The 22,654-nt window shown below is 42.9% G+C and carries 20 protein-coding genes; 12 read left to right on the forward strand and 8 right to left on the reverse strand.

What is annotated here, in order from left to right; translation table 11 throughout:
- Nucleotides 1–27 precede the first annotated feature (27 nt).
- The 6 genes from chvE (at nucleotide 28) to A8806_RS13310 (ending at nucleotide 8,206) form a co-directional block, all read left to right on the forward strand.
- Entirely contained in the window at nucleotides 28–1,140 is a 1,113-nt protein-coding gene (gene chvE, locus A8806_RS13285; RefSeq protein WP_109731698.1) for a multiple monosaccharide ABC transporter substrate-binding protein, read from the forward strand.
- Nucleotides 1,141–1,209: 69 nt separating this feature from the next.
- Nucleotides 1,210–2,748 (forward strand): multiple monosaccharide ABC transporter ATP-binding protein, encoded by a 1,539-nt coding sequence (mmsA, locus tag A8806_RS13290; RefSeq protein ID WP_109731699.1) that lies wholly within the window; start codon nucleotides 1,210–1,212, stop codon nucleotides 2,746–2,748.
- 3 nt (nucleotides 2,749–2,751) lie between these two features.
- On the forward strand, nucleotides 2,752–3,912 hold the full coding sequence (gene mmsB, locus A8806_RS13295) for a multiple monosaccharide ABC transporter permease (protein ID WP_109731700.1): 1,161 nt from the start codon (nucleotides 2,752–2,754) through the stop codon (nucleotides 3,910–3,912).
- Nucleotides 3,913–4,014: 102 nt separating this feature from the next.
- Nucleotides 4,015–4,731, forward strand: coding sequence for a MurR/RpiR family transcriptional regulator (locus A8806_RS13300; protein ID WP_330405355.1), 717 nt, complete (start codon nucleotides 4,015–4,017; stop codon nucleotides 4,729–4,731).
- Nucleotides 4,732–4,906: 175 nt separating this feature from the next.
- Complete coding sequence (locus A8806_RS13305; protein WP_109731923.1) at nucleotides 4,907–6,763, forward strand: beta-glucoside-specific PTS transporter subunit IIABC; 1,857 nt, start codon at nucleotides 4,907–4,909, stop codon at nucleotides 6,761–6,763.
- A 12-nt stretch (nucleotides 6,764–6,775) separates the two neighbouring features.
- Nucleotides 6,776–8,206, forward strand: a complete 1,431-nt coding sequence (locus tag A8806_RS13310) for a 6-phospho-beta-glucosidase (protein WP_109731701.1) — start codon at nucleotides 6,776–6,778, stop codon at nucleotides 8,204–8,206.
- A 15-nt stretch (nucleotides 8,207–8,221) separates the two neighbouring features.
- Here A8806_RS13310 and A8806_RS13315 read toward each other — a convergent pair whose 3' ends face one another.
- Both A8806_RS13315 and A8806_RS13320 read right to left on the reverse strand, forming a co-directional pair.
- The gene (locus A8806_RS13315; protein ID WP_109731702.1) at nucleotides 8,222–9,133 is read right to left on the reverse strand and encodes a helix-turn-helix transcriptional regulator; all 912 of its coding nucleotides are present in this window, start codon (nucleotides 9,131–9,133) and stop codon (nucleotides 8,222–8,224) included.
- A 48-nt stretch (nucleotides 9,134–9,181) separates the two neighbouring features.
- On the reverse strand, nucleotides 9,182–9,547 hold the full coding sequence (locus tag A8806_RS13320) for an ArsR/SmtB family transcription factor (protein ID WP_109731703.1): 366 nt from the start codon (nucleotides 9,545–9,547) through the stop codon (nucleotides 9,182–9,184).
- Between the two features lie 205 nt (nucleotides 9,548–9,752).
- Between A8806_RS13320 and A8806_RS13325 the strand changes: the two genes are divergently transcribed.
- The 3 genes from A8806_RS13325 to A8806_RS13335 all read left to right on the forward strand — a co-directional run bounded on the left by A8806_RS13325 (nucleotide 9,753) and on the right by A8806_RS13335 (nucleotide 12,434).
- Nucleotides 9,753–9,971 carry a cation transporter gene (locus A8806_RS13325; protein WP_109731704.1) on the forward strand — a complete coding sequence of 73 codons (219 nt, stop codon included), beginning with the start codon at nucleotides 9,753–9,755 and terminating at the stop codon, nucleotides 9,969–9,971.
- 40 nt (nucleotides 9,972–10,011) lie between these two features.
- Complete coding sequence (locus A8806_RS13330; protein WP_109731705.1) at nucleotides 10,012–11,895, forward strand: heavy metal translocating P-type ATPase; 1,884 nt, start codon at nucleotides 10,012–10,014, stop codon at nucleotides 11,893–11,895.
- Nucleotides 11,896–11,981: 86 nt separating this feature from the next.
- Complete coding sequence (locus A8806_RS13335; protein ID WP_109731706.1) at nucleotides 11,982–12,434, forward strand: GNAT family N-acetyltransferase; 453 nt, start codon at nucleotides 11,982–11,984, stop codon at nucleotides 12,432–12,434.
- Nucleotides 12,435–12,502: 68 nt separating this feature from the next.
- Here the strand turns inward: A8806_RS13335 and A8806_RS13340 are convergent, their stop codons facing one another.
- Nucleotides 12,503–13,651, reverse strand: a complete 1,149-nt coding sequence (locus tag A8806_RS13340; RefSeq protein WP_242996079.1) for an AAA family ATPase — start codon at nucleotides 13,649–13,651, stop codon at nucleotides 12,503–12,505.
- Between the two features lie 214 nt (nucleotides 13,652–13,865).
- Here A8806_RS13340 and A8806_RS13345 point away from each other — a divergent pair, with 214 nt between their 5' ends.
- From A8806_RS13345 to A8806_RS13355, 3 genes are all read left to right on the forward strand, one after another.
- Nucleotides 13,866–15,569, forward strand: a complete 1,704-nt coding sequence (locus A8806_RS13345) for an AAA family ATPase (protein WP_109731707.1) — start codon at nucleotides 13,866–13,868, stop codon at nucleotides 15,567–15,569.
- 67 nt (nucleotides 15,570–15,636) lie between these two features.
- Nucleotides 15,637–15,759, forward strand: coding sequence for a hypothetical protein (locus tag A8806_RS26755; RefSeq protein WP_278321110.1), 123 nt, complete (start codon nucleotides 15,637–15,639; stop codon nucleotides 15,757–15,759).
- Nucleotides 15,760–15,990: 231 nt separating this feature from the next.
- The gene (locus tag A8806_RS13355; RefSeq protein ID WP_109731708.1) at nucleotides 15,991–17,058 is read left to right on the forward strand and encodes a tyrosine-type recombinase/integrase; all 1,068 of its coding nucleotides are present in this window, start codon (nucleotides 15,991–15,993) and stop codon (nucleotides 17,056–17,058) included.
- A 150-nt stretch (nucleotides 17,059–17,208) separates the two neighbouring features.
- Here the strand turns inward: A8806_RS13355 and A8806_RS13360 are convergent, their stop codons facing one another.
- From A8806_RS13360 to pdxA, 5 genes are read right to left on the reverse strand one after another with little or no spacing between them, the layout of a single operon-like run.
- A complete protein-coding gene (locus A8806_RS13360) occupies nucleotides 17,209–18,294 on the reverse strand; it encodes an Ldh family oxidoreductase (protein ID WP_109731709.1) in 1,086 nt (361 codons plus the stop codon).
- Nucleotides 18,295–18,312: 18 nt separating this feature from the next.
- Nucleotides 18,313–18,894 carry an HD domain-containing protein gene (locus tag A8806_RS13365; protein WP_109731710.1) on the reverse strand — a complete coding sequence of 194 codons (582 nt, stop codon included), beginning with the start codon at nucleotides 18,892–18,894 and terminating at the stop codon, nucleotides 18,313–18,315.
- A 19-nt stretch (nucleotides 18,895–18,913) separates the two neighbouring features.
- Nucleotides 18,914–20,296 (reverse strand): GntP family permease, encoded by a 1,383-nt coding sequence (locus A8806_RS13370; RefSeq protein WP_109731711.1) that lies wholly within the window; start codon nucleotides 20,294–20,296, stop codon nucleotides 18,914–18,916.
- Nucleotides 20,293–21,558: a four-carbon acid sugar kinase family protein gene (locus A8806_RS13375; protein WP_109731712.1), complete on the reverse strand. Its 1,266-nt coding sequence runs from the start codon at nucleotides 21,556–21,558 to the stop codon at nucleotides 20,293–20,295. The genes A8806_RS13370 and A8806_RS13375 overlap by 4 nt, the downstream gene beginning before the upstream one ends.
- A gap of 10 nt (nucleotides 21,559–21,568) precedes the next feature.
- Entirely contained in the window at nucleotides 21,569–22,609 is a 1,041-nt protein-coding gene (gene pdxA, locus A8806_RS13380; RefSeq protein WP_109731713.1) for a 4-hydroxythreonine-4-phosphate dehydrogenase PdxA, read from the reverse strand.
- Between the last annotated feature and the right edge of the window lie 45 nt (nucleotides 22,610–22,654).

The following is a 22,654-nucleotide window of genomic DNA, read 5'->3' on the forward strand; positions in this document are numbered from 1 at the left end:
AAACAAGAAACGAATGGAGGAAGCATTATGAAAAACAGAGCAAAAAGACTTATGGCAATCGGACTTGCGGGGGCAATGGCATTCTCACTGGCAGCATGTACAAGCGGAAATGAAACAGGCAGTACTGACTCAGGAAAGAAAGAGGAAAAAAAGACAGAGGCCGGAAGCGGAAAAATTGGTGTCGCAATGCCGACGAAAGACCTTCAGCGCTGGAATCAGGACGGAGAGAACATGAAGAAACAGCTGGAGGCAGCCGGATATGAGGTAGACCTTCAGTTTGCAAGTAATAAAGTAGATACTCAGGTTTCACAGATTGAAAATATGATTTCCGGCGGCTGTGAAGTACTTGTCATCGGCTCCATAGATGGAGAGTCTCTGGGAACACCACTGAAAACGGCAGAAGAAGAAGGAATCCCGGTTATTTCATATGACCGCCTGATTATGAATTCTTCCGCAGTAACATACTATGCAACATTTGACAATTATCTGGTAGGGCAGAAACAGGGGGAATATATTGTAGAAGCCCTTGATCTGGACAATGCTGCGGGTCCTTTCAATATGGAAATTTTCACAGGTGACCCGGGTGACAACAATGTAAACTTCTTCTATGGCGGCGCAATGGATGTACTTCAGCCATATATTGATTCCGGAAAACTGGTTGTCCAGTCAGGACAGGTAGCAAAAGAGGAAGTTGCAACAGAAGACTGGTCTGCAGAGAAATCACAGTCCAGAATGGATGCCATCCTTGCTTCCCACTATGCAGATAAGAATCTTGACGTGGTACTCTGCTCCAATGACTCAACAGCACTTGGAGTCGAGAATTCACTGGATACAAACTATAACGGCGAATGGCCAATCATCACGGGACAGGATTGTGACAAGCCGAATGTAAAGAACCTCGTAGCAGGCAAACAGTCCATGTCAGTATTTAAAGACACCAGAAAACTTGCAGAACAGACCGTTAAAATGGTAGACGCAATTATGGGCGGTTCAGATGCAGAAACAAATGATAATGAATCTTATGACAATGGAACAGGAATCATCCCTTCTTACCTTTGTGATCCTACAGTTGTAACCATCGATAACTATAAAGAAATGCTGATAGATTCAGGATATTATACAGAAGACGATCTCAAATAAGTGATGTGGGTAAACGGGCAGGCGGGCAGTTATGTCCGCCTGTGCCTGTGAAGAAAGGGAGGAATAAAATTGGCAGATATTTTATTGGAAATGAGAAATATTACCAAAACTTTCCCGGGAGTAAAAGCCCTGGACAACGTGAATCTGAAAGTGGAAAAAGGTGAAATACACGCCCTGGTTGGTGAGAACGGAGCAGGCAAATCCACGCTTATGAATGTCCTGAGCGGAATCTATCCTCATGGCTCCTATGAGGGCGATATTATTTACGAGGGTGAGACTTGTAAGTTCCATAAGATTAAAGACAGCGAGGAAAAAGGAATCGTTATCATCCATCAGGAACTGGCGCTTGTCCCCGAGATGACAATAGGAGAGAATATGTATCTGGGAAATGAGCAGGGGAAAAAGCTTGCCATTGACTGGAACAGGACTTACGGTGAGGCAGATAAATATCTGAGGCAGGTGGGTCTTTCAGAATCTTCCCGGACATTGATTAAGGACATTGGGGTTGGAAAACAACAGTTAGTAGAGATTGCTAAAGCATTGGCCAAAAAAGCCCGGCTTCTGATCTTGGATGAGCCGACCTCTTCCCTGAATGAAGCAGATTCCCAGGCCCTTCTGGAACTGATGCTGGAATTCAAAAAACAGGGCATGACCTCCATCATAATCTCACATAAGCTGAATGAAATTGCCTATGTTGCAGATAAGATTACTGTCATCCGGGATGGCTCCACGATTGAAACACTGGACAAAGAAAAAGATACATTTACAGAAGACCGTATTATTCAGGGCATGGTAGGCCGGGAACTGACTGACCGTTTTCCGAAAAGAACGCAGAAAAATATTGGCGATGTGGCATTAGAAGTAAAGAACTGGACCGTACACCATCAGGTATATACTGACAGGAAAGTAGTAGATAACGTATCTATGCATGTCAGGAAAGGTGAAGTCCTTGGGATTTCAGGGCTTATGGGAGCAGGGCGCACCGAGCTCGCCATGAGTATTTTCGGAAAAAGCTATGGGAACGATATTTCCGGGCAGCTATTTATAAAAGGCCGGGAAGTAAAGCTGCATAATGTGCGTGAAGCGATCGAACACAAGATCGCATATGTGACAGAAGACAGAAAAGGGAACGGGTTAATCCTGAGCAACCCGATCCGTGTAAATACAACTCTTGCAAACTTACCGGGAGTCAGCAGCCACGGTGTGATAGATAAGGATAAGGAGATTGCCGTAGCAGAAGAGTATAGGGGCAAATTGAAGACGAAATGCCCGTCCGTAGAGCAGAATGTAGGAAACTTAAGCGGAGGCAACCAGCAAAAGGTCCTTCTTGCAAAATGGATGTTTGCAGAACCGGATATATTAATTCTGGATGAACCCACCCGTGGAATTGATGTCGGGGCAAAATATGAAATTTACTGCATTATCAATGACCTTGTGGCAGCCGGTAAATCTGTGATTATGATTTCCTCGGAATTACCCGAAGTCCTCGGAATGTCGGACCGCATCTATGTCATGAACGAAGGCCGGATTTGCGGTGAACTGGATGCAGCAGAGGCAACACAGGAGATCATCATGGGTCGGATCCTGAAATCAAGCAAAGGAGAATAGAGTATGGAAAAGGCAAATGTTTCAGCATTTTTAAAGAAATATACAATGGTAATTGTATTAATCATTGTAACATTATTCTTTACATGGAAGACTGGAGGGAGAATGCTTCTTCCACAGAATGTCAACAACCTGATTTCACAGAACGCATATGTATTTATCCTAGCAACAGGTATGCTCTTATGTATCTTAACGGGGGGCAACATTGACCTGAGTGTCGGGTCTATCGTATGTATCGTTGGTGCAGTCGGGGCAACCTGCATGGTTAACCTGAAGATGAACATATTCGCAAGTATACTGATTATGCTTGCCACAGGACTTGTAATCGGTATATGGCAGGGCTTCTGGATCGCCTACCGTCGTATTCCCCCTTTCATAGTCACCCTTGCTGGTATGCTGATGTTCCGCGGGCTGTCCAATATCGTACTCGACGGTTATACCATCGCGCCTATGCCCGAAAAATACTTAATGCTTTTTAACAGCTATATTATCGACTTTTTCCACGGTGACGGATTGAATATTACATGTCTCCTTGTCGGAATACTTGCAGCGGCAGTCTTCATCATTATTACATTCCGGGGCAGAAGGGCCAAAGTAAAAAAAGGCTATGCCGTTACTCCATTAGGAAGCGATATCATGAAATGTGCCGTTATCGGTCTGGCAATTATGCTTCTCATGTGGAGACTGGCACAGTATAAAGGAATTCCGAATATCCTTCTTTGGATTACTGTCATCGTTCTTATCTACGGGTACATTACATCTAAAACGACTGTAGGGCGCCACCTTTATGCAATCGGAGGAAATGAAAAGGCGGCCCAGCTTTCCGGTATCAATACAAATAAAGTGTATTTCATTGCATACGCAAATATGGGGCTTCTGGCCGCAGTTGCCGCAATGGTCACAATTGCAAGACTAAGCTCGGCAAGCCCGACAGCAGGAGAAAGTTACGAAATGGATGCCATTGGCTCCTGCTTCATCGGCGGTGCATCAGCATACGGCGGAAGCGGTACAATACCGGGCGTAATTATCGGTGCTACATTGATGGGTGTAATCAATCTGGGAATGTCAATCATGGGAGTAGATGCTAACTGGCAGAAAGTAGTAAAAGGAGCTGTCCTGCTTGCGGCAGTCATCTTTGATGTGGAATCCAAGAAACGGGCAAAATAAGTTTTGCTTTTATATGTTACACCGAAACTTCTATTGTGCGTCTCCCGCTGACTTGGTATAATACTTTATAAATGAGAAGTTTATCGGGGGGATTCCAATGCTATGGAAATATTTAATTACGAAGTTGTAAAGTCCCTGAATGACCTGGAGCTGCTTGTCTATGACTATATCATGAAAAATAAGCAGACAGTCGTCTATATGACTGTGCGTGAGCTTGCGCAGGCAGTTCATGTTTCAACCTCCACCGTGATGCGTATGTGTAAAAAGGCGGGGTTTGACGGGTATTCAGAGTTCAAAGTCAAGTTTAAGATGTACATGGAAAAAGACGAAGCAAAACAGGATATAGAGGACCTGCAGGAGATGCAGGAATATTTCCAGAAAGCAGGGGCACAGGCTTCCCAGCGGAATTTGAACGAAGCAGCTGATATTGTGAGAGAGGCCAGGCAGGTGATATTTATTGGTCTTGGCACTTCCGGTATTCTCGGAAAATACGGGGCAAGGTATTTCTCTAATCTGGGAAAGTTCAGCCAGTATATTGAAGATCCGTATTTTCCGGTTGTAGATGCAGCCGCCGGAACGGCAGTCATCGCCCTGTCTGTCTCCGGGGAGACGGAACAGGTGATCCAGATGGTAAACCAGTTCAAGGAAAATAAGTGTAAAATCATCAGCATTACAAACAGGAGTTCAACAACACTTGCAAAGATATCTGACTACAATCTCTCTTATTATGTAATGGAACAGAACATGGGGAACCATATTAATACAACAACACAGGTCCCCGTAGTTTATCTCATAGAAGCAATTGGAAGACGGCTGTAATGGCCGTCTTTTTCGTTACAGCATGTTTCAGATTTGTAACAAATGTTTTATATTCCATACATGTTTCAGGATTTTGTTTTTTGTAGATAATAAAAAAATACAGTGGTACAATTGCAACAGTAAAACGATACAGAAAAATGATTTGAAGCAGGAAAGGGAAAAAGGAGAAAGAGAGATGGCTATTGATTATCGCAAAACAGCAGATGAACTCGTGAAAGAGCTTGGCGGAAATGAAAACATTAAGAATGTTACACATTGTGCAACGAGGCTACGTTTTATTCTGAAAGACGAATCCATTGTCGACAAAGACAAGGTTTCAAAAATTCAGGGGGTAATTACTACGGTACAGGCCTCAGGACAGTTTCAGGTGGTGATCGGGAACCACGTGAAGGATGCCTATGGTTTTGTCATCAGTCAGGTAACGGTCAATGAAGATACTGCAAATGAGGGCGGCGGCCAGAAAGTCGGCGTTGTCAGCCGCATTGTGGACATTATTTCCGCAATCTTTGCACCATTCCTTTACACACTGGCTGCGTGCGGTATACTGCAGGGAATTCTGGGTGTGCTCGTTGCAGCAAATATCATGGATACCGCAAGCGGAACCTATCAGATTCTGAACTTTGTATCATGGACAGCATTTACATTCCTGCCCGTAATGATCGCAGTGACAGCATCTAAAAAATTCGGCCTAAATCAGTTTATCGGTATTGTAATTGCATGTGCACTTGTCTGTCCGGATTACATTGCTATGGTAAATGCCGGAGAACCAGTATATTTCCTGGGTATTCATGTGAAGCTCCTAAGCTATACCTCTTCGGTTATCCCGATTATTCTGGCGATCTGGATTGCATCTTATATAGAGAAATTTTTTGATAAATACATTCCACTTGTGGTGCGTAACCTTTTTACCCCTATGTTTACCATTGCAATTATGGTTCCCCTCACACTGCTGGCATTCGGACCTGTTGGAAATGCAATCGGTGGGGCGATCGGAGGGGTTTACAATACACTTTACGGATTAAGCCCGATTATAGCAGGTATTGTAGTAGGCGGATTATGGGAAGTTCTTGTTATCTTTGGCGTACACTGGGGTATCACTCCTGTTACTGTTGGAAATTATGCGGCCCTTGGATATGATACATTCACCGGCCTGCAGGCATCGGCTGTATTTTCACAGGCAGGGGCCGCTCTCGGAGTATTTCTCAAAACGAGAAATAAAGAGATGAAAGGGGTAGCAGCCTCTGCGGCGCTTACCGGACTCTTTGGAATCACGGAACCCGCCATCTATGGTGTTAACCTGCGGCTAAAGAAACCAATGATCTGCGGCTGTATTGCAGGTGCGGTCGGCGGCGCAATTGCAGGTGCATTCAACGCCGTATCGTGGGGATACAATATGCCCGGAATCGCAACGCTTCCAGCATACTTCAAATCCGGCCACACAACACAGTTTTTCGGACTTCTGCTTTCTATTGCTGTTGCATTTGTACTCGGAGCAGTTTTAACATTTATCGTCGGATTTAAAGACGAGACAGAAAAACCTGTAGCTGAAAACATAGCTGCCGAAAATATAGAAGTAAAAAAAGAATCCGGAGAAGAATTCGCCTCACCGGTGACAGGAAACGTTATTCCGGTCAAAGAGGTTCATGACGAGGTGTTTGCATCAGAGTCTATGGGAAAGGGCGTTGGTATCCAGGCAAAAGAGGGCAGGGTCTATGCACCTTTTGACGGCACGGCATCTGTGGTATTCCCGACAGGGCATGCAGTCGGGCTGACTGATGAGAACGGAAATGAATTTTTAATCCACATTGGAATCGATACCGTAGAACTAAAAGGTGACGGATTTACCTCACATGTCCAACAGGGTTCCTCTGTAAAAAAAGGAGATCTGCTTGTTGAATTTGATAAAGAAAAAATCCAGAAGGCAGGGTATGACGCTACTGTCATCTATATTATCACCGATGCCGACAGAGAAATCGAGATCGAAAAAGGCAGACACGAAGCACTGAAAGACAGCGTCATCAGGACTGTTTAGGAGGAATAAAATATGCGTACATTACCGAAAGATTTTTTATGGGGCGGCGCAGTTGCCGCTCATCAGGTCGAAGGCGGATGGGATAAAGGCGGGAAGGGCATCAGTATCGCCGATGTACTTACGGCAGGCGCCCACGGTGTGGACCGCAGGATTACAGACGGGATTCAGGAGGGATATTACTATCCAAATCATGAGGCCTCTGATTTCTACGGACATTATAAGGAGGACATCAAACTTCTGGCAGAAATGGGATTTAAATGTTTCCGGACCTCCATTGCATGGACTAGAATATTCCCGAAGGGGGATGAAGAAACACCAAACGAAGAGGGACTGAATTTCTATGATGACCTGTTTGACGAACTCCTTAAATATAACATTGAGCCTGTTATAACCTTATCACACTTCGAGATGCCTTATCATCTGGTAAAGGAATACGGCGGATGGGCGAACCGGAAAGTCATTGATTTCTTTGTAAAATATTCATTGACGGTTATGGAACGGTACAAGGATAAAGTAAAATACTGGATGACATTTAACGAAATCAATAACCAGAAAAACTATCAGTACCCTTTATTCGGATATACCTGTTCCGGGGTCATTTTCAATAACTCCCCACATCCGGAAGAATGCATGTATCAGGTTGTCCACCACGAACTCGTGGCCAGCGCCCTTGTCGTAAAAGAAGGGCATAAAATCAATCCTGATTTTCAGATCGGCTGTATGATGGCCTGTGTGCCGCTTTATCCATATTCATGCAATCCTGCTGATATGATGTATTCCGTGGAAGCTATGCATGACAGATACCTTTTCGGGGACGTTCATGTGCGCGGATACTATCCATCCTATATATGGCCGGAATGGGAGAGGAAAAATATCCATATCAGGATGGAGCCGGAAGATGCCCGAATATTAAAAGAAGGGACTGTGGATTATGTCGGTCTCAGCTACTATATGACAAATGCAGTAAAAGCGGATGAAGCATCAGACGGCAATGGAGTCGACGGTTTCCCCGGCAGTGTCCCGAATCCCTATGTAAAAACAAGTGACTGGGGATGGCAGATTGATCCGGCCGGCCTTCGTTACGCACTGAACCAATTATACGAACGTTACCAGATCCCACTTTTTATTGTGGAAAATGGTTTTGGCGCTATAGATAAGGTAGAGACTAACGGGACTATCCGTGACGATTACCGTATTGAATACCTGAAAGCCCACATAGAAGAGATGAAAAAAGCCGTTATTTCAGACGGTGTGGATTTGATGGGATATACCCCTTGGGGCTGTATCGACTGCGTGTCATTCACAACAGGTGAGATGAAAAAACGTTATGGATTTATTTACGTAGATAAAGATAACGAAGGTAACGGCACCTTAAAGCGAATCAAAAAGAAATCCTTTGACTGGTATAAAAAGGTGATCGAAAGTAACGGAGAGGACTTATAGAATACCCAATAATAATTAGCCCCGGTGCTGCCTGCGGTATTCCGTCGGCAGTACCTGAAAGTATTCTTTAAACGCCGCTGTAAATTTACTTTGGTTTCCATACCCTACAGCCTGTGCTATTTGGGATATGCTGTCGTTCGTTTCAAGCAGGAGACTGGCGGCACGCTCCATCCGGTGTTCTCTTGTGTGTGCGGCAATAGAGTTTCCATAGACTGCTTTGAATACGGTCTTCAGGGTCGTTGGATTTATCAGATATTGTTTTGCCAGAGATTCTATTGTAAAATGCTGCTCCATGTGTCTGGTGAGCTGCTCGTGAATATTCCGGATAATCTCGACCTGATCGGCCTGATAATCAGCCAGATGTTCATTGGCAGAGACACTGCATTTGCCAAGGTACAACAAGAGTTCCAAGGCTTTTAACTTCCGGCAGGGCAGGGAAAATTCATCCGGCTGGTCATAGAACCCGGAAAAAATAGATTCCGTCTGTGCGTTTCCCGCAAAAGAGGTCAGGATTCCGCTTTTACAGAACTTCTGGTGCAAAAACTCCCCGGTGATTCCTGTGCCCACCAGCAGTTCCGGTGGATCACTGGAAAGCAGATCCAAATCAACACAAAGTGCAAATCCTTCATAATAATTATTCGGAAATGTCATAACAGAATTGGCACAGACGTCCATCGTGTGCAGGCTGTAATTCCCCGGCCCGAGGTAAACTGTGTTCCCATTTTCCATTTTCCAGCCCATCCGTCCGGCCCTGCAGTAATTGATTTCCAGAACGTGTGCCAGGGCATCGTGAGGCAGCGTAAGCTGGTCAGATCTGAAAGTAAAGAAAGACAACTCTATACCGAGGAAAAGCCGGCAGGTTTCCATTTGGCTTCCATCATGAAGCAGGGAAAGTCCCTGCTCTATTTGTTCTAAATTATGTTCCATATTTGTTCTCCTGTTCCAGAACCTATTCGTTCATTCTTTATACATGCTCTAATCAGGACAAGTGATTTCCATCATTTTCTCTATCATCTCATGCAGCAGACGGCTCTGTTTAGTGTCTGCCGCCTTATAGTATACTTCTTTCCCCGCCCGCCGGCTGACGATCAGACCGCTGTCACGCAGTGGACGAAGGTGGTGGGAGACTGCCGGGCTTGACATCTCCATCATTGCCGAAATATTGATGACGCATTCCTCACAATGGCATAAAAGCCAGAAAATACGGATTCTGGTAGTGTCCCCTAACTGTCTGAATACTTCCGTAACCATCTGGAAATGATCGATATGGGAGAGCTGTTCCCGTAAGTCAACCGCCGTATCCTGCGTTCCTTGGTGATGCGGTAATTCCATAATCTCCATATAAAACCTCCTTTTGCGTAACTGTTCAGAACCATAAACAGTTACTCTTTTGCTCTAAATAGAAATGATTTTAGCCCGTTTGGCAGGCATTACCTTCGGGGCATTGACTTGAATCCTTACCTGCATTATACTTCAGTCATAACAATTAAACAAGTGCTTAATTGTATAATTGAAAATATTTATTCATTGAAAGGGGTATCTTATTATGAAAAAAACTTACAAAATCGAAGTAGACTGTGCAAACTGTGCAAACCTGATGGAGGACGCTGCACGCAAAACTTCCGGTGTGGACTCTGCTGTTGTAAACTTTATGACACAGAAGATGACTGTAGAATTTACTGAGGGCCAGGAACCGAAAAAGGTTATGAAAGAAGTACTCAAAGCCTGCAAAAAAGTAGAGCCTGACTGCGAGATTGAACTCTGATCCGCGTATCTGGCGATTCAGATTGAAAGAGAGGGTTTCCATGAACAAAAAACAAAAAAGAATGCTGGCCCGCATAATTATTGCGGCTGTCATGCTGGTTATATTAAATTTTATTCCGGTTTCCGGATTTCTTCGCCTGTTTTTCTATCTGGCTGACTACCTGATTATCGGCTATGATATCCTGAAAAAGGCCGGAAAAGGCATCATGAACCGCAGGGTTTTTGACGAAAACTTTCTGATGTCAGTAGCTACCGTAGGCGCATTTGCTCTGGCCATCTACTCCGGCAGCGGGGACTACAATGAAGCCATAGCAGTCATGCTGTTTTACCAGATCGGCGAACTGTTCCAGAGCTATGCCGTGGGCAGGAGCCGTAAGAACATCAGTGCCCTGATGGACATCCGCCCTGACTATGCCAATATTGAACAAGATGGCAGACTTATAAAGGTTGACCCGGACGAAGTTAGCATCGGCAGTATAATCATCGTGCAGCCCGGGGAAAAAGTTCCTTTGGATGGTATTATTATAGAAGGAAGTTCCAGCTTAAATACCAGTGCGCTCACAGGTGAAAGCCTGCCCAGAGACGCCAAAACCGGAGATGAGATCATCAGCGGCTGTATCAATATGACAGGCGTATTAAAAATCCGGACATCAAAAGAATTTGGAGAATCTACAGTTTCAAAAATTCTGGAACTGGTGGAAAATTCCAGTTCCCGTAAATCAAAGTCTGAAGATTTTATTTCCAAATTTGCCAGAGCGTATACACCTGCCGTTTGCTATGGTGCACTGGCATTAGCCTTCCTGCCGCCTCTTGTCCAGATGATTATGGGGTCAACTGCGCAGTGGAGTGTCTGGATTTACCGTGCATTAACCTTCCTCGTTATCAGTTGTCCATGTGCCTTGGTTATCAGTATCCCCCTCAGTTTTTTTGCCGGTATCGGCGGAGCCAGTAAAGAAGGGATATTAATCAAAGGCTCCAACTATCTGGAAACTTTGTCTCAGGCGAAATGTGTTGTATTTGACAAAACCGGTACTCTGACGCAGGGTGTATTCGAAGTCATCGGAGTGCACCATAACGAGCTGGAAAATGCACAGATTCTGGAATATGCGGCACTGGCCGAATGTGCTTCTTCCCATCCGATCAGCAAGAGCCTTCAAAAGGCATATGGCAGGGAAATCGACCACAGCCGTGTGAATGACATCGAAGAAATCGGCGGCTATGGTATTACCGCTCAGGTAGACGGTAAATCTATTGCCGCAGGTAACAGCAAACTGATGAAAAAGCTTGGTATTACGTATTATGAATGCCACAGTGCAGGAACGATCGTACACATCGCTATCGATGGAGAATATGCCGGCCATATCCTGATTTCAGACATTGTTAAACCACATTCAAAAGCGGCTGTTGCAGAATTGAAAAAAGCCGGCGTGGAAAAAACAGTCATGCTTACCGGCGATACAAAACGCGTGGCTGAGCAGGTAGCTGAAACGCTGGGAATCGACGAAGTGTACAGTGAGCTGCTTCCTGCCGGCAAGGTTTCCAAAGTGGAAGAACTGCTTTCCGCCAAGAATGAAAAATCAAAACTGGCATTCGTCGGCGACGGCATTAACGACGCTCCAGTACTGACCCGTGCAGACATTGGAATCGCTATGGGCGCTATGGGTTCAGATGCAGCCATCGAGGCGGCAGATGTCGTGCTGATGGATGATGATCCTATGCAGATATCGAAGGCAATCAAAATTTCCCGAAAGTGTATCCGCATTGTATACGAAAATATCAGCTTTGCCTTAGTAATTAAATTTGCATGTCTGGCATTAGGTGCTGTCGGTATCGCAAATATGTGGTATGCTATCTTTGCAGATGTAGGCGTCATGATTATTGCAATCCTCAACGCCATCCGTGCCCTGCGGGTTCGGGACCTATAGTGAAATCCGGTGCAGGCTTTGTACAGCCTGCGCCTGTTTGCATTTGACTTTGTTATGAAAATAAGATAGAAAACAGGAGTATGATTATGAATTTACATTTTGAGCCGGTCCTTCCGGCAAACAGGAGAGAAGTAGAAAGATTACAGACATTGCCGGAACAGGCCGGCTTTATTGAAAGTGTCAGGGACTGCCTGACAGAGGCCGATGAATATCCTGAATGGAAACCAGTGGGAATTTATGATGATGAATTGCTGGTCGGATTTGCCATGTATGGTTATTTCGCTGATTTACAGCCAGAGGGGGAAGTGTGGCTGGACCGCCTCCTGATTGACAGGAAGTATCAGAAAAAAGGGTATGGGAAGGCCGCGGTTCTCGCCCTGCTGGAACGTCTGCGCCGGGAATATGGCAAAGACCAGATCTATTTGAGCGTATACGATAACAATACGGCCGCAATTGCCATGTATCAGCAGCTCGGTTTTCATTTTAACGGAAAGTGCGATGCCAAAGGGGAGAAAATCATGGTGCATACCGAAAACTGAAAGTAAAGTATACGACACTGTGAATTAAAATGGCACATGACCCGTACCAACAGATCATGTGCCATTATTTAATCTAATACCATTATCTTCTTATCTATAGCAAACCACGGTACCTGCCCCGCAATTTCACGCTTTCTAATCCGGTTCATGAGCTCCAGATATACGAAATTCTCACACAAAACCCCCTCTATAGTTTCAAGCGGCTCTCCTGTAAGTTTAAGGAAATACCCTGCCACACCCAAATCGTTAAAATAATATCTGCAATTATCCACGATATCAAGATTACTACAGTCTACGCTCATACTGCAATACCCGATCTGGTGTGATAAGTACAGCCAGCTTATAGCATAATTTGTCATTCTTTTAGATATCCTGCCACTTTCTTCCTTAAATATAATTTTTGTCAGATCTGTAGTTAAATCCTTTGTACCTTTTTTCTCCTTTAAAAGAGTAACTGCAATTGATGAAAACACTTTCTCAAACATCTCCAGTTCAAGAGGGCTTTCAAAATATTTGGAAGATTCCTTCACAAAAATGTGTATCAAGTTCGCAATAACTGCTTCACATTCCTGAATACTATTACTCTGCAGATAAGTAATCACAACTTCCGGATATCCGCCAATCTGAAGGTATATTTCAAAATACTGTCTTAATTCATCATATAATACATGCTCTGACTCACCATACAGACTGATGCTTTCATATTCATCCCTCTTCCCAAATGCATCCAGAAATTCCGGAAATGTAAGTGTGGTCATCGTAAGCGTATCCACATCCCCGGCCGATAAAAAATATTCCTTATCCCGCGTTTTACCCAAATAAGAACCAGTCACAATAAAATGAGCTTTAAAATCCCTTGCAAACTCCCGGATCCTACTGTAGACCACTGCTGATTCCTGTATTTCATCAATCACAACCAGAATTTCTTCCTCATCTTTAAATTCAGGATCATAAAGCAGTAAGGCCTTGTGAATCGGATGTTCTTCCCGTTTCTGCCCTGGCTCCCAACTGCTCGCTGCATCCAGACACTTTAAAAAGTCAGCACCTGTTGAGCCAACCATATTAATATAAAGATATCTTTTATATTCCTGTCTGGCGAATTTATCTAAAATGTATGTTTTTCCAACCTGTCTTGCACCTTCTAATTCCAATACTTTATGAGTATTTTTATTTTTCCAGTCAAGTAATTTTTTGTATATATCCCTTTTAAGTTCCATGCCGCACCGCCTAACTGATTTTACAATCTATAACTATAATTACCATTATACGTAATATTTCCTTTTTCACAAGCCGCAATCACTTTACTGTTTATAAGGCTGAATAAAAACTCATCAGCCCGCATTATAGTTTACTTCGCAAATAAAACATAGTATAATTTCGATATAATATTACCATTAATAATGAAAATATGGAAATCGGGGTGATGAGATTATGTCAAAAACAATAGCAATCGGACTTCAGGACTTCAGAAAGATAAGAGAGCAGAATACTTTTTATGTAGATAAAACAAAATTAATTAAAGAATGGTGGGAGTCCAGAGATGATGTCACTCTGATCACGCGACCCAGACGTTTTGGGAAAACACTCACAATGAGTATGATTGAACAGTTTTTTTCAATAAAGTATTCGGAATGCAGTCAGATTTTTGAAGGATTATATATATGGTCTGACAAAGAATTTCAAAAACTACAGGGAACATATCCCGTCATTTCACTTACTTTTTCTGATGTCAAGGAGACTTCATATGAACAGATGAGGAAAAAAATATGTGAGATTATCGTGGATCTATATAATGATAACGATTTTTTACTGAACGGTGATATCCTAAATGACCGGGAAAAAGAATATTTCCGCAAAGTATCCGCTGAAATGGAAGATTACGAAATTACGATCGCACTACGCAGATTGTCAGGTTATCTGTTTAAGTATTACGGGAAAAAAACAATCATTCTTCTGGATGAGTATGATACCCCCATGCAGGAGTCTTTTGTCGGAGACTACTGGGATGAATTTACTGCTTTTACAAGGAGTCTCTTTAATGCAACATTTAAAAACAATCCATACCTTGAGCGGGCTATCATGACCGGGATTACGCGAATCAGCAAAGAATCTATTTTTTCAGATCTGAATAATCTTGAAATTGTTACAACAACTTCTTCAAAATACGATGAAATGTTTGGTTTTACAGAAGCAGAAGTTGATGTGGCTTTGAAAGAATATGATTTATGGGATCGCAAGGCAGAAGTCAAACGATGGTATGACGGTTTTACATTTGGTGAGAAAAAAGAGCTTTATAACCCGTGGTCAATCATTAACTTTCTGGATAAGAAAAAAGTCGGACCGTATTGGACGAATACAAGCAGCAACCGCCTTGTGAGAAAAGTGATTCAGGAAGGTACAAAACAGGTAAAGGAAACCTTCGAGACTTTACTTTTAGGTGGAAGCATATCCACCGCAATTGACGAACAAATTATATATAACCAGCTCAATCTGGACGAGGGGGCAATATGGAGCCTGCTTTTAGCCAGTGGTTACCTCAAGGTAAAAGGGCAGTCAATCCACGAGGGGGATTACGGGCAATGGAAACATGTTTACGAGTTAGAAATTACCAATTATGAAGTCAAGGTTATGTTTCACGATATGGTACGGGACTGGTTTGCTTATTCTGCCTCTAATTATAACGAATTTATACGGGCTTTGTTACAGGATGATTTAAAAGCCATGAATATTTATATGAATAGAATCTCTGCATCCACATTCAGTTACTTTGACACAGGCAGGAAGCCCTCAGAAAGTGAACCGGAGCGCTTTTATCATGGGTTTGTCCTCGGATTGATCGTAGAATTGGCAAACCGGTATGAATTAACCTCTAATCGGGAAAGTGGATTCGGGAGATATGACGTAATGCTGGTACCTAAAAACCATGAGGATGATGCTGTGATTTTGGAGTTTAAAGTACAGGATATGGATGATGAACGGGAGCTTTCCGACACTGTACAGGCAGCAATTCGGCAGATAAACGAAAAAAATTATGCGGCATCACTTATCCAAAAGGGAATTCCGGATAATAAAATCAGAAAATATGGATTTGCATTTCAGGGGAAAAAGGTTCTGATTGGCAGTGAGAGTAAATAGGAAAGGAAGCACCTATGGATATCTGGGAAAAATTATATGAAAAGGCAGCAGCAGACGTGAATTTCTGATGCAGTTATCTATAAAGAATAAAGATATTGAAATTATGGTTGACTACAATACAAGAGAAACCGTAAGGCTGGAGGAACTCACGCCAAGATGGTGGGGAACAGAGCGGTATGAGAAAATATAACTCTTTGCCCCTGCCGTTGGCTGCGTTATAAATTTAGCTACAGGTCGTTGACTTTACTGATTCACGTGCCGTGCAGGAGAGTGTACGGCACGTTTTGAATAACCTCAATCTATGAAACAAATCTTTGTTTAATTCATAGATCATTGACATTTTCAGTTAATGCAGTATATAATTACTCCAAAACGTATCAGAATCTAATTACAAATTTAATAGAAACAAGGCGGTGACCTGATGGGCGGAAAAAATTTAAGTTACCACGAACAAAAGAACATTGACTACACACTGCAGTTACGGGAACTGCTAGGGACGTTACCTCCATATGCGAAAGATTATTTTCGGGCTGTTGAAGGAAGAACCAGTCCGCGTACACGTATTTCCTATGCCTATGATTTTCTGGTTTTCTTTCATTTTTTACTTGAGAATAACCCCTCTTTATGCGGAAAACAGGTATGGGAAATCACTCTAAATGATTTAGACCAACTAAAAAGTGATGATATTGAAGAATATCAGGAATATTTAAAATATTATCAGACTGAAACTGCCAAACAGAAAAACTCGACCGGCAGCATTGCCAGAAAGCTTTCCTCCCTGCGTAGTTTCTTTAATTACTTCTATAAAAAGCAGCTTTTAAAAAATAATGCTGTCATGCAGGTAGATATGCCTAAGAAGTATGATAAGGCTATTATCCATTTAGAACCGGATGAGGTGGCGATTCTTCTGGACGGCATGGAAAGTTATGGAAGCCAATTGACCGGACAGAAAAAAGCCTATTATGAAAAGACCAAAGTCCGCGACCTGGCGATCGTTACTCTCCTGCTTGGGACCGGAATCCGCGTGTCAGAATGTGTCGGTCTGGATCTGAACGATCTGAACTTCCGCGAAGGAAGCATGAGGATTATCCGCAAGGGCGGGGATGAAGCGGTTTTATACTTTGGCCGGGAGGTGGAGGACGCCCTTCTAGATTACATTGACGGCCCCAGAAAGTTAATAGCTGCGCAGGCCTTGGCCGGACATGAAAATGCACTCTTCTATTCCGTCCAGAAAAAACGGATCAGTGTCCATGCAGTTGAAAATCTTGTCGAAAAATATGCCCAGGTCTTCGTGCCGAACAAGAAAATAACCCCCCATAAACTCCGCTCCACATTTGGAACCTCTCTATATAAGGAGACCGGGGATATTTATCTCGTGGCCGATGCACTCGGGCACAGCGATGTGGATACAACCAGAAAACATTACGCTGCCCTGGAAGAAAACCGCCGCAGGAAGGCGGCCTCGGCGATAAAATTGAGGGAAGTTTAATCCTCCGGCGTTACGATCACCTTTTTCTTTCAGGCGAAGTACATAATTAAAGAATCCTGTTTCAAGGAGTTCTTGAAATATTTCTTTGCTAATGGCAGGTCATGGCAGATATCATACTGCTGGTTGATATCCGCTATGACCCAAGCTGCATCATATTCCTGCCGGTATTTTTACCTTATCTTTAGTGCTGATTTCTTTTATTTCATCAAGAACCTCAATTGGATATAAAATCCCCTCCTTCATCTGCTGTTCCTGCTTCCTTGCCTCCAATTCCCCCGGGAGGTATACTTCCTCCATATCCTTTGCTGGCGGAGAAGCCTTTATATAAGCAATTTCTCTATCCATGCGTCTTTTGAATGCGGAAACATCTGTTAAATGTGCAAGGTCTATCGCTATAAACATTTGCCCCTTATTTAATCCTCCTGAAAAATCTTCATAAACATCTTTTAATGATAAACCTATAGCCGCATCGCTAATTACAGAGCAGAGAAAACCTACCGTGGCCGCTATCCCATATCCTTTATAATCTGCAATTGGCCTAACTGTTCCCTGCATTGCTTTAAATGGGTCTGTCGTCTCTCTGCCGTTGTTATCAAATGCCCATTCTTTTGGGATTGGTGTATTCGTTTTTGTTGCCATTACTATTTTCCCTTTGGCAACCACACTCTGGGCCATGTCTAACACAACAGGAAAAGCATTTTCAGCTGGTATTGCTATACCAAATGGATTATTTCCAACTCTTGCATCCGTTCCGCCCCAAGGCGCCATAAGATTTCCCCCGCCAATGGTTGCTGATATGCCTATCATCTGCTCCGCAAGTGCCATCTGTGCATAATAGGCACAGGTTCCATAATGGTTGCTTCCTCTGGCACTGACAAAAGATATCCCATATACCTTTGCTTTTTCTATTGCTTTCTCCATAGCATATTGCCCTACGACCTGTCCCATCGCATTATTTCCCTCAACAACCATCGTTGCAGCATTATCTACAATCACTTGCGGAACAGCATTCACATCAACACAACCCTTTTGTATTCTCTTTCTATAAATCGATGTCCTGAGAATCCCATGAGAATATACCCCTCTTGCGTCAGCTGTTACCAAAGAATCTGCTACAATCTCTGCATCAGCCTCTTTTAATCCATTTGTGCAGAATATTTGTCTTATCCAAGGTTTTATCGTAGAATATGCCACTCTTTTTGTTTCGTTAAACTGATAATGTGACTTATTAGCCATAATATATCTCTTTCCTTCCTAGCTTATTTCGTAAGCTGACCTCAGAATTTTCCAAAATGCATCATCCACATGATACAAAATTGTTGTCCCCAAACTCCGCTCCACAAACTGCCCTTCCGGTGAATGGCAGGCACAGGCATGGGCTACTGCCTCGGGAAGCCCCACTGTCAGCGCAATATGGGCTCCATAGAAAGTATGTCTTAAGCATGGGTATCCCTCTTTTGAAGGATGTTCCTCCCACCTTTTCCGTTTCCGGATATTATACTCATATGGATTCCCCAAATCATGGCAGATTGCACACGCCAAAAGCAAATCACGGTCAAGCTTCAGCGGTTCTTCTAAAGCTTCATTCATACATTCCACCATCCCCAATACCATTTTCGTTACTGCCGTAATATGTTTAGGCTGGCTGCAGTATTCCCCCAGTACAGGCAGCCCCGGTATTTCCTCCATTCTTTTGAATTCATTTTCCTCTAAGGTCAGAGCCCACGCATCCAACACCTTGTCCCTTAATTTCACATCATTAATTTCACCAATAATAGGCATTGACGCCATAACTCCCGCTTTTATTTCTTGATTTACCTCATACTTACTACTCATATGCTTCCCTCTCTTTTCTCTATCCAAAGATTGCGTTTACAATTAAAATTTCTATCAGACCTGCAAAAGCAGTTATAAATTCTGTAAAGCTCCATGCACTGATTTGTTCTTTGACAGTCTTTAACCCCGTCGACCTAACAACCAGCCAATAAAAACTATCATTAAATATAGCAAAAAGCTGTGATCCTATGCAGGCTGAAAATGCCGCAAAAATCGGGTTAACCCCCATCGGAATTAAAATAGGCGCTGTCAGGGATGCCGCTGTTATGACTGCTACTGTACCACTCCCCTGTACCAGCCTTAAAACAGCTGATATAACAAATGGAATCACAATAACTGGAATCGGGCTTTTTGACAGCATCTGGGCAATAGAGTCTCCTGCCCCGCTCGCACTGATTATATTTCCAAGTGCCCCTCCGGCACCTGTTACCAACAATATCATTCCCGCACCTTTCAGTCCTTGTTCCATAATGTCCATCACTTCATTCCTTGGCGTACTCCCAACTAAGCCATATATAGCCGCGAGTGTTCCTAAACCGACTGCGATAATCGGATTTCCCAGAAGATTTAAAAACTTCAATATAACCGGCAGTTCTCCTCCACTACCATAAACCATACCAATAATACTGCTAATCATAATTAACAGCAGTGGTATTATGATGGGCATAAACGATATCAATGCAGATGGAAGTTCTCTGTCCTCTCTCTCTATCTCTGTTGAATCATCCCTTTCATCTCCGTTCTTAGCCGTAATAAACTCGCCTTCCTCATTACCCGGTATTCTATAATACTTTTTTCCAAAATAGCGTGCGCATAGTGTGGATACACCGATTAAAGGCAGGCACATTGCAATTGAGAAAAGTATGAACAACCCCATATTCACTTCAAAAATCCCGGCAGCGGCTAATGGTCCCGGTGTCGGTGGCACACATACGTTAGCGAGCAGCAGCCCCATCCCCAAGGCAAAACCCAGAGTTACAATAGACTTTTTGGTAGCCTTTGAAATTGCTTTGACTAATGGCAGAAGAATTACATAGCCAGAGTCTGCAAAAATAGGAATTGAAACGACAAATCCCGTTATTCCTAATGCTAAATCGTCATTTTTCTTACCTAGCAGTTTCAAAAAAGTATTTGCCATAACTCTGGCCGCCCCTGACTTCTCCATGATCTGTCCCATCATCATACCAAAGCCAATTACAATGCCTATGCTTCCAAGGGTATTGCCGAACCCATTTTTAATCACGCCTCCTATCTCTGCTATGTCCATTCCCCCCGCGACACCAATTCCAGCCGACACAAAAATAAGTACCATTACCGGATGCAGCTTTGTTTTGGCAATTAATAAAATCATTAAAATGAGCCCTATCCCCAAGGCTACCAGCATTCTTATTTCCATATTCATAACGTACCTCCTCTTAAACGTACTCGCGTTACCGTCCGGCGTATTTTACAAAATATATCTGTCCCGCCAAAACCTCCTGATTTTGATACCACCTGAATCTCTCTCCCTTTCAGTTCCATTTTGGACAGTACAACACCTTTTTCAATTTCAGTGACAGGATTCAATTTCTCACAACCGATGACATCCATAATCCCTTTTAAGGTATCACCACCTGTCACTACATAAGTAGCATCAAATCCCGTTTCTAAAAGTTTCTGCATAATTAGCCCATGTATATTCGCTACCTGAAATCTCGTTTCTTCCATCTTCTCCTTCTGTAACGTATTTTCATCTAATTCCTTTCCTTCTTCAAAAGAGTCTATAATCACACATTTTTTTTCTTCATACTGCCTGTAAATTGACTGCAGAAACTTCTCAATCCCTTTACTCTGGGTATCCCATTTTCCTAAAGCGGATAAATGAACTCTTCCAAAACCATTCTGTTCTGCATATTTTATCTGCCTTTCCGTTATAGGGTTCAGGCTTCCGCAGGATACAATGACTCCTGTGGTCATTCTCGGCTTAAAAAAATATTTTCCTTCCATACCCAAAATATAAGGCAGCATTGATGCAAATCCTGCGCACCCTGCAAATACGTTATACCCTTCCTTTTCTTTCAAAATGTCTGCCGCTTTTCGGATATCTTCGTTACTTTTCGAATTAACCACGCATACTTCTTTTTCACTCACTGTATCGAGTAGCTTTTCCAATTCAGAGACATTGGCTATATGTACAGGTACATGGCTCTGCTGCTTTATGATATCCGGAATAAAAGAGAATTTCACCGGTTCAAAAGGATCTCTTCCGAATGCAGTCTCACTGATGGGTATGCTCTTATAGTATTGGATACCATTTTCTGTCGTACGGTCTGCATCAGGATATGCGGGAATAAATACCATCCTCCTTTGGCCACTCCCATCTATCGTTGCGCTCAGTTCTCCTCCTATGTTTCCCCTCAGGGCAGAATCCGTCTTTTTATAAATATAAGGAATCCCTATTTCTCTGGCTTCATGAACTAATTTATATACAGCTTCATAGGCTTGTTTCTGATCCATTGCTCTTGAATTTGTGTTCACTGCCAGCACCTGCACATTATTGTCCTGATTTTTTAACTGACACTTGGAATCTACTATGATTTTTGTTTGAATTCCTTTTTTCGTAAACTGTACCCCTGTATCCAATGCGCCTGTAAAATCATCCGCTATTACCAGCAATTCAACCATGCCATTTCTCCTATTTACGCTGATTTCCAGCCATTAAAACTGCATAATCAATCGCATTCATCAAACTGATTTCATTGGCGCTTCCATCCCCTGCATGTCCGAATCCTGTACCATGATCTACAGACGTCCTTATAATGGGTAATCCTAAGGTTATATTGACTCCGGATACTGCATCCCACGCCTTTGCCTGTTCATTGTATACAAACCCTTTCACTTTTAAAGGAATATGTCCCTGGTCATGGTACATAACCACAACAATATCATACCAGCCACCCAATGCCTTAGAAAATACAGTATCCGGAGGGGTTGGTTTCTTTTCCGGTATGCAGATTCCTTCTCTCATAGCCAATTCTATAGCCGGCTGTATCTCTTCTATCTCTTCCCTTCCAAACATACCATTCTCACCGCAATGTGGATTCAGCCCTGCAATACCAATTTTTGGATTTACAATTCCCATATTTCTGCATGCGTCATCTGCCAGCCGAATAACCTCCAATACCCTGTCCTTCTTTACTGCATCACACGCCTGCCTAAGTGCAATATGTGTCGAAACATGCACTACCCTCAGTTTTTCATGGACCAGCATCATGGCATATTGGGAAGTTCCTGTATAATGCGCATAGATTTCTGTATGTCCCGAATAATGATGCCCTGCAAGATTAATAGCCTCCTTATTAATTGCATTAGTTACTGTCGCATCAACTTCTTTCTCCATAGCCAGAGCAATCAGCTTTTTTACATATTGAAAAGATGCCTCGCCACACATTTTAGAAACCTTTCCGTATTGATGCTTTCCAATTTCTACGAGATGCATATCTAAAACATCTATGGCGCCATAACAATACTCTGCCTCCTGCACTTTAGAAATGGCATGGATTTGAATCTCTTCTTTACCTATGGCTTTTAAAGCCATCTTCATGCACTCTGCATCACCAATTACAATCGGTCTGCACTTTTCATACACTTTACGTTTAGATAGGGATTTCGCTGTAAGCTCCGCTCCATTTCCCGCCGGATCTCCCATTGATATCCCAATTATAGGACTATACATATTTTCCCTCCCTTTTCAAAAAGCATTTGTTTTTGTTTCATATCT

Source organism: Faecalicatena orotica (genome assembly GCF_003149245.1).
GTDB classification, from domain to species: Bacteria; Bacillota; Clostridia; order Lachnospirales; family Lachnospiraceae; genus Faecalicatena_A; species Faecalicatena_A orotica.

What these genes read in the sequence shown, in the direction of transcription:
- A8806_RS13300 (WP_330405355.1), top strand. Translation starts at nt 4,015, where the DNA reads ATGGAAATATTTAATTACGAAGTTGTAAAGTCCCTGAATGACCTGGAG.
- A8806_RS13345 (WP_109731707.1), top strand. Translation starts at nt 13,866, where the DNA reads ATGTCAAAAACAATAGCAATCGGACTTCAGGACTTCAGAAAGATAAGA.
- A8806_RS13355 (WP_109731708.1), top strand. Translation starts at nt 15,991, where the DNA reads ATGGGCGGAAAAAATTTAAGTTACCACGAACAAAAGAACATTGACTAC.
- A8806_RS13325 (WP_109731704.1), top strand. Translation starts at nt 9,753, where the DNA reads ATGAAAAAAACTTACAAAATCGAAGTAGACTGTGCAAACTGTGCAAAC.
- A8806_RS13310 (WP_109731701.1), top strand. Translation starts at nt 6,776, where the DNA reads ATGCGTACATTACCGAAAGATTTTTTATGGGGCGGCGCAGTTGCCGCT.
- pdxA (WP_109731713.1), bottom strand. Translation starts at nt 22,609, where the DNA reads ATGTATAGTCCTATAATTGGGATATCAATGGGAGATCCGGCGGGAAAT.
- A8806_RS13365 (WP_109731710.1), bottom strand. Translation starts at nt 18,894, where the DNA reads ATGAGTAGTAAGTATGAGGTAAATCAAGAAATAAAAGCGGGAGTTATG.
- mmsB (WP_109731700.1), top strand. Translation starts at nt 2,752, where the DNA reads ATGGAAAAGGCAAATGTTTCAGCATTTTTAAAGAAATATACAATGGTA.
- A8806_RS13335 (WP_109731706.1), top strand. Translation starts at nt 11,982, where the DNA reads ATGAATTTACATTTTGAGCCGGTCCTTCCGGCAAACAGGAGAGAAGTA.
- A8806_RS13315 (WP_109731702.1), bottom strand. Translation starts at nt 9,133, where the DNA reads ATGGAACATAATTTAGAACAAATAGAGCAGGGACTTTCCCTGCTTCAT.
- chvE (WP_109731698.1), top strand. Translation starts at nt 28, where the DNA reads ATGAAAAACAGAGCAAAAAGACTTATGGCAATCGGACTTGCGGGGGCA.
- A8806_RS13360 (WP_109731709.1), bottom strand. Translation starts at nt 18,294, where the DNA reads ATGGCTAATAAGTCACATTATCAGTTTAACGAAACAAAAAGAGTGGCA.
- A8806_RS13305 (WP_109731923.1), top strand. Translation starts at nt 4,907, where the DNA reads ATGGCTATTGATTATCGCAAAACAGCAGATGAACTCGTGAAAGAGCTT.
- A8806_RS13320 (WP_109731703.1), bottom strand. Translation starts at nt 9,547, where the DNA reads ATGGAGATTATGGAATTACCGCATCACCAAGGAACGCAGGATACGGCG.
- A8806_RS13375 (WP_109731712.1), bottom strand. Translation starts at nt 21,558, where the DNA reads ATGGTTGAATTGCTGGTAATAGCGGATGATTTTACAGGCGCATTGGAT.
- A8806_RS13340 (WP_242996079.1), bottom strand. Translation starts at nt 13,651, where the DNA reads ATGGAACTTAAAAGGGATATATACAAAAAATTACTTGACTGGAAAAAT.
- A8806_RS26755 (WP_278321110.1), top strand. Translation starts at nt 15,637, where the DNA reads ATGCAGTTATCTATAAAGAATAAAGATATTGAAATTATGGTTGACTAC.
- A8806_RS13330 (WP_109731705.1), top strand. Translation starts at nt 10,012, where the DNA reads ATGAACAAAAAACAAAAAAGAATGCTGGCCCGCATAATTATTGCGGCT.
- A8806_RS13370 (WP_109731711.1), bottom strand. Translation starts at nt 20,296, where the DNA reads ATGAATATGGAAATAAGAATGCTGGTAGCCTTGGGGATAGGGCTCATT.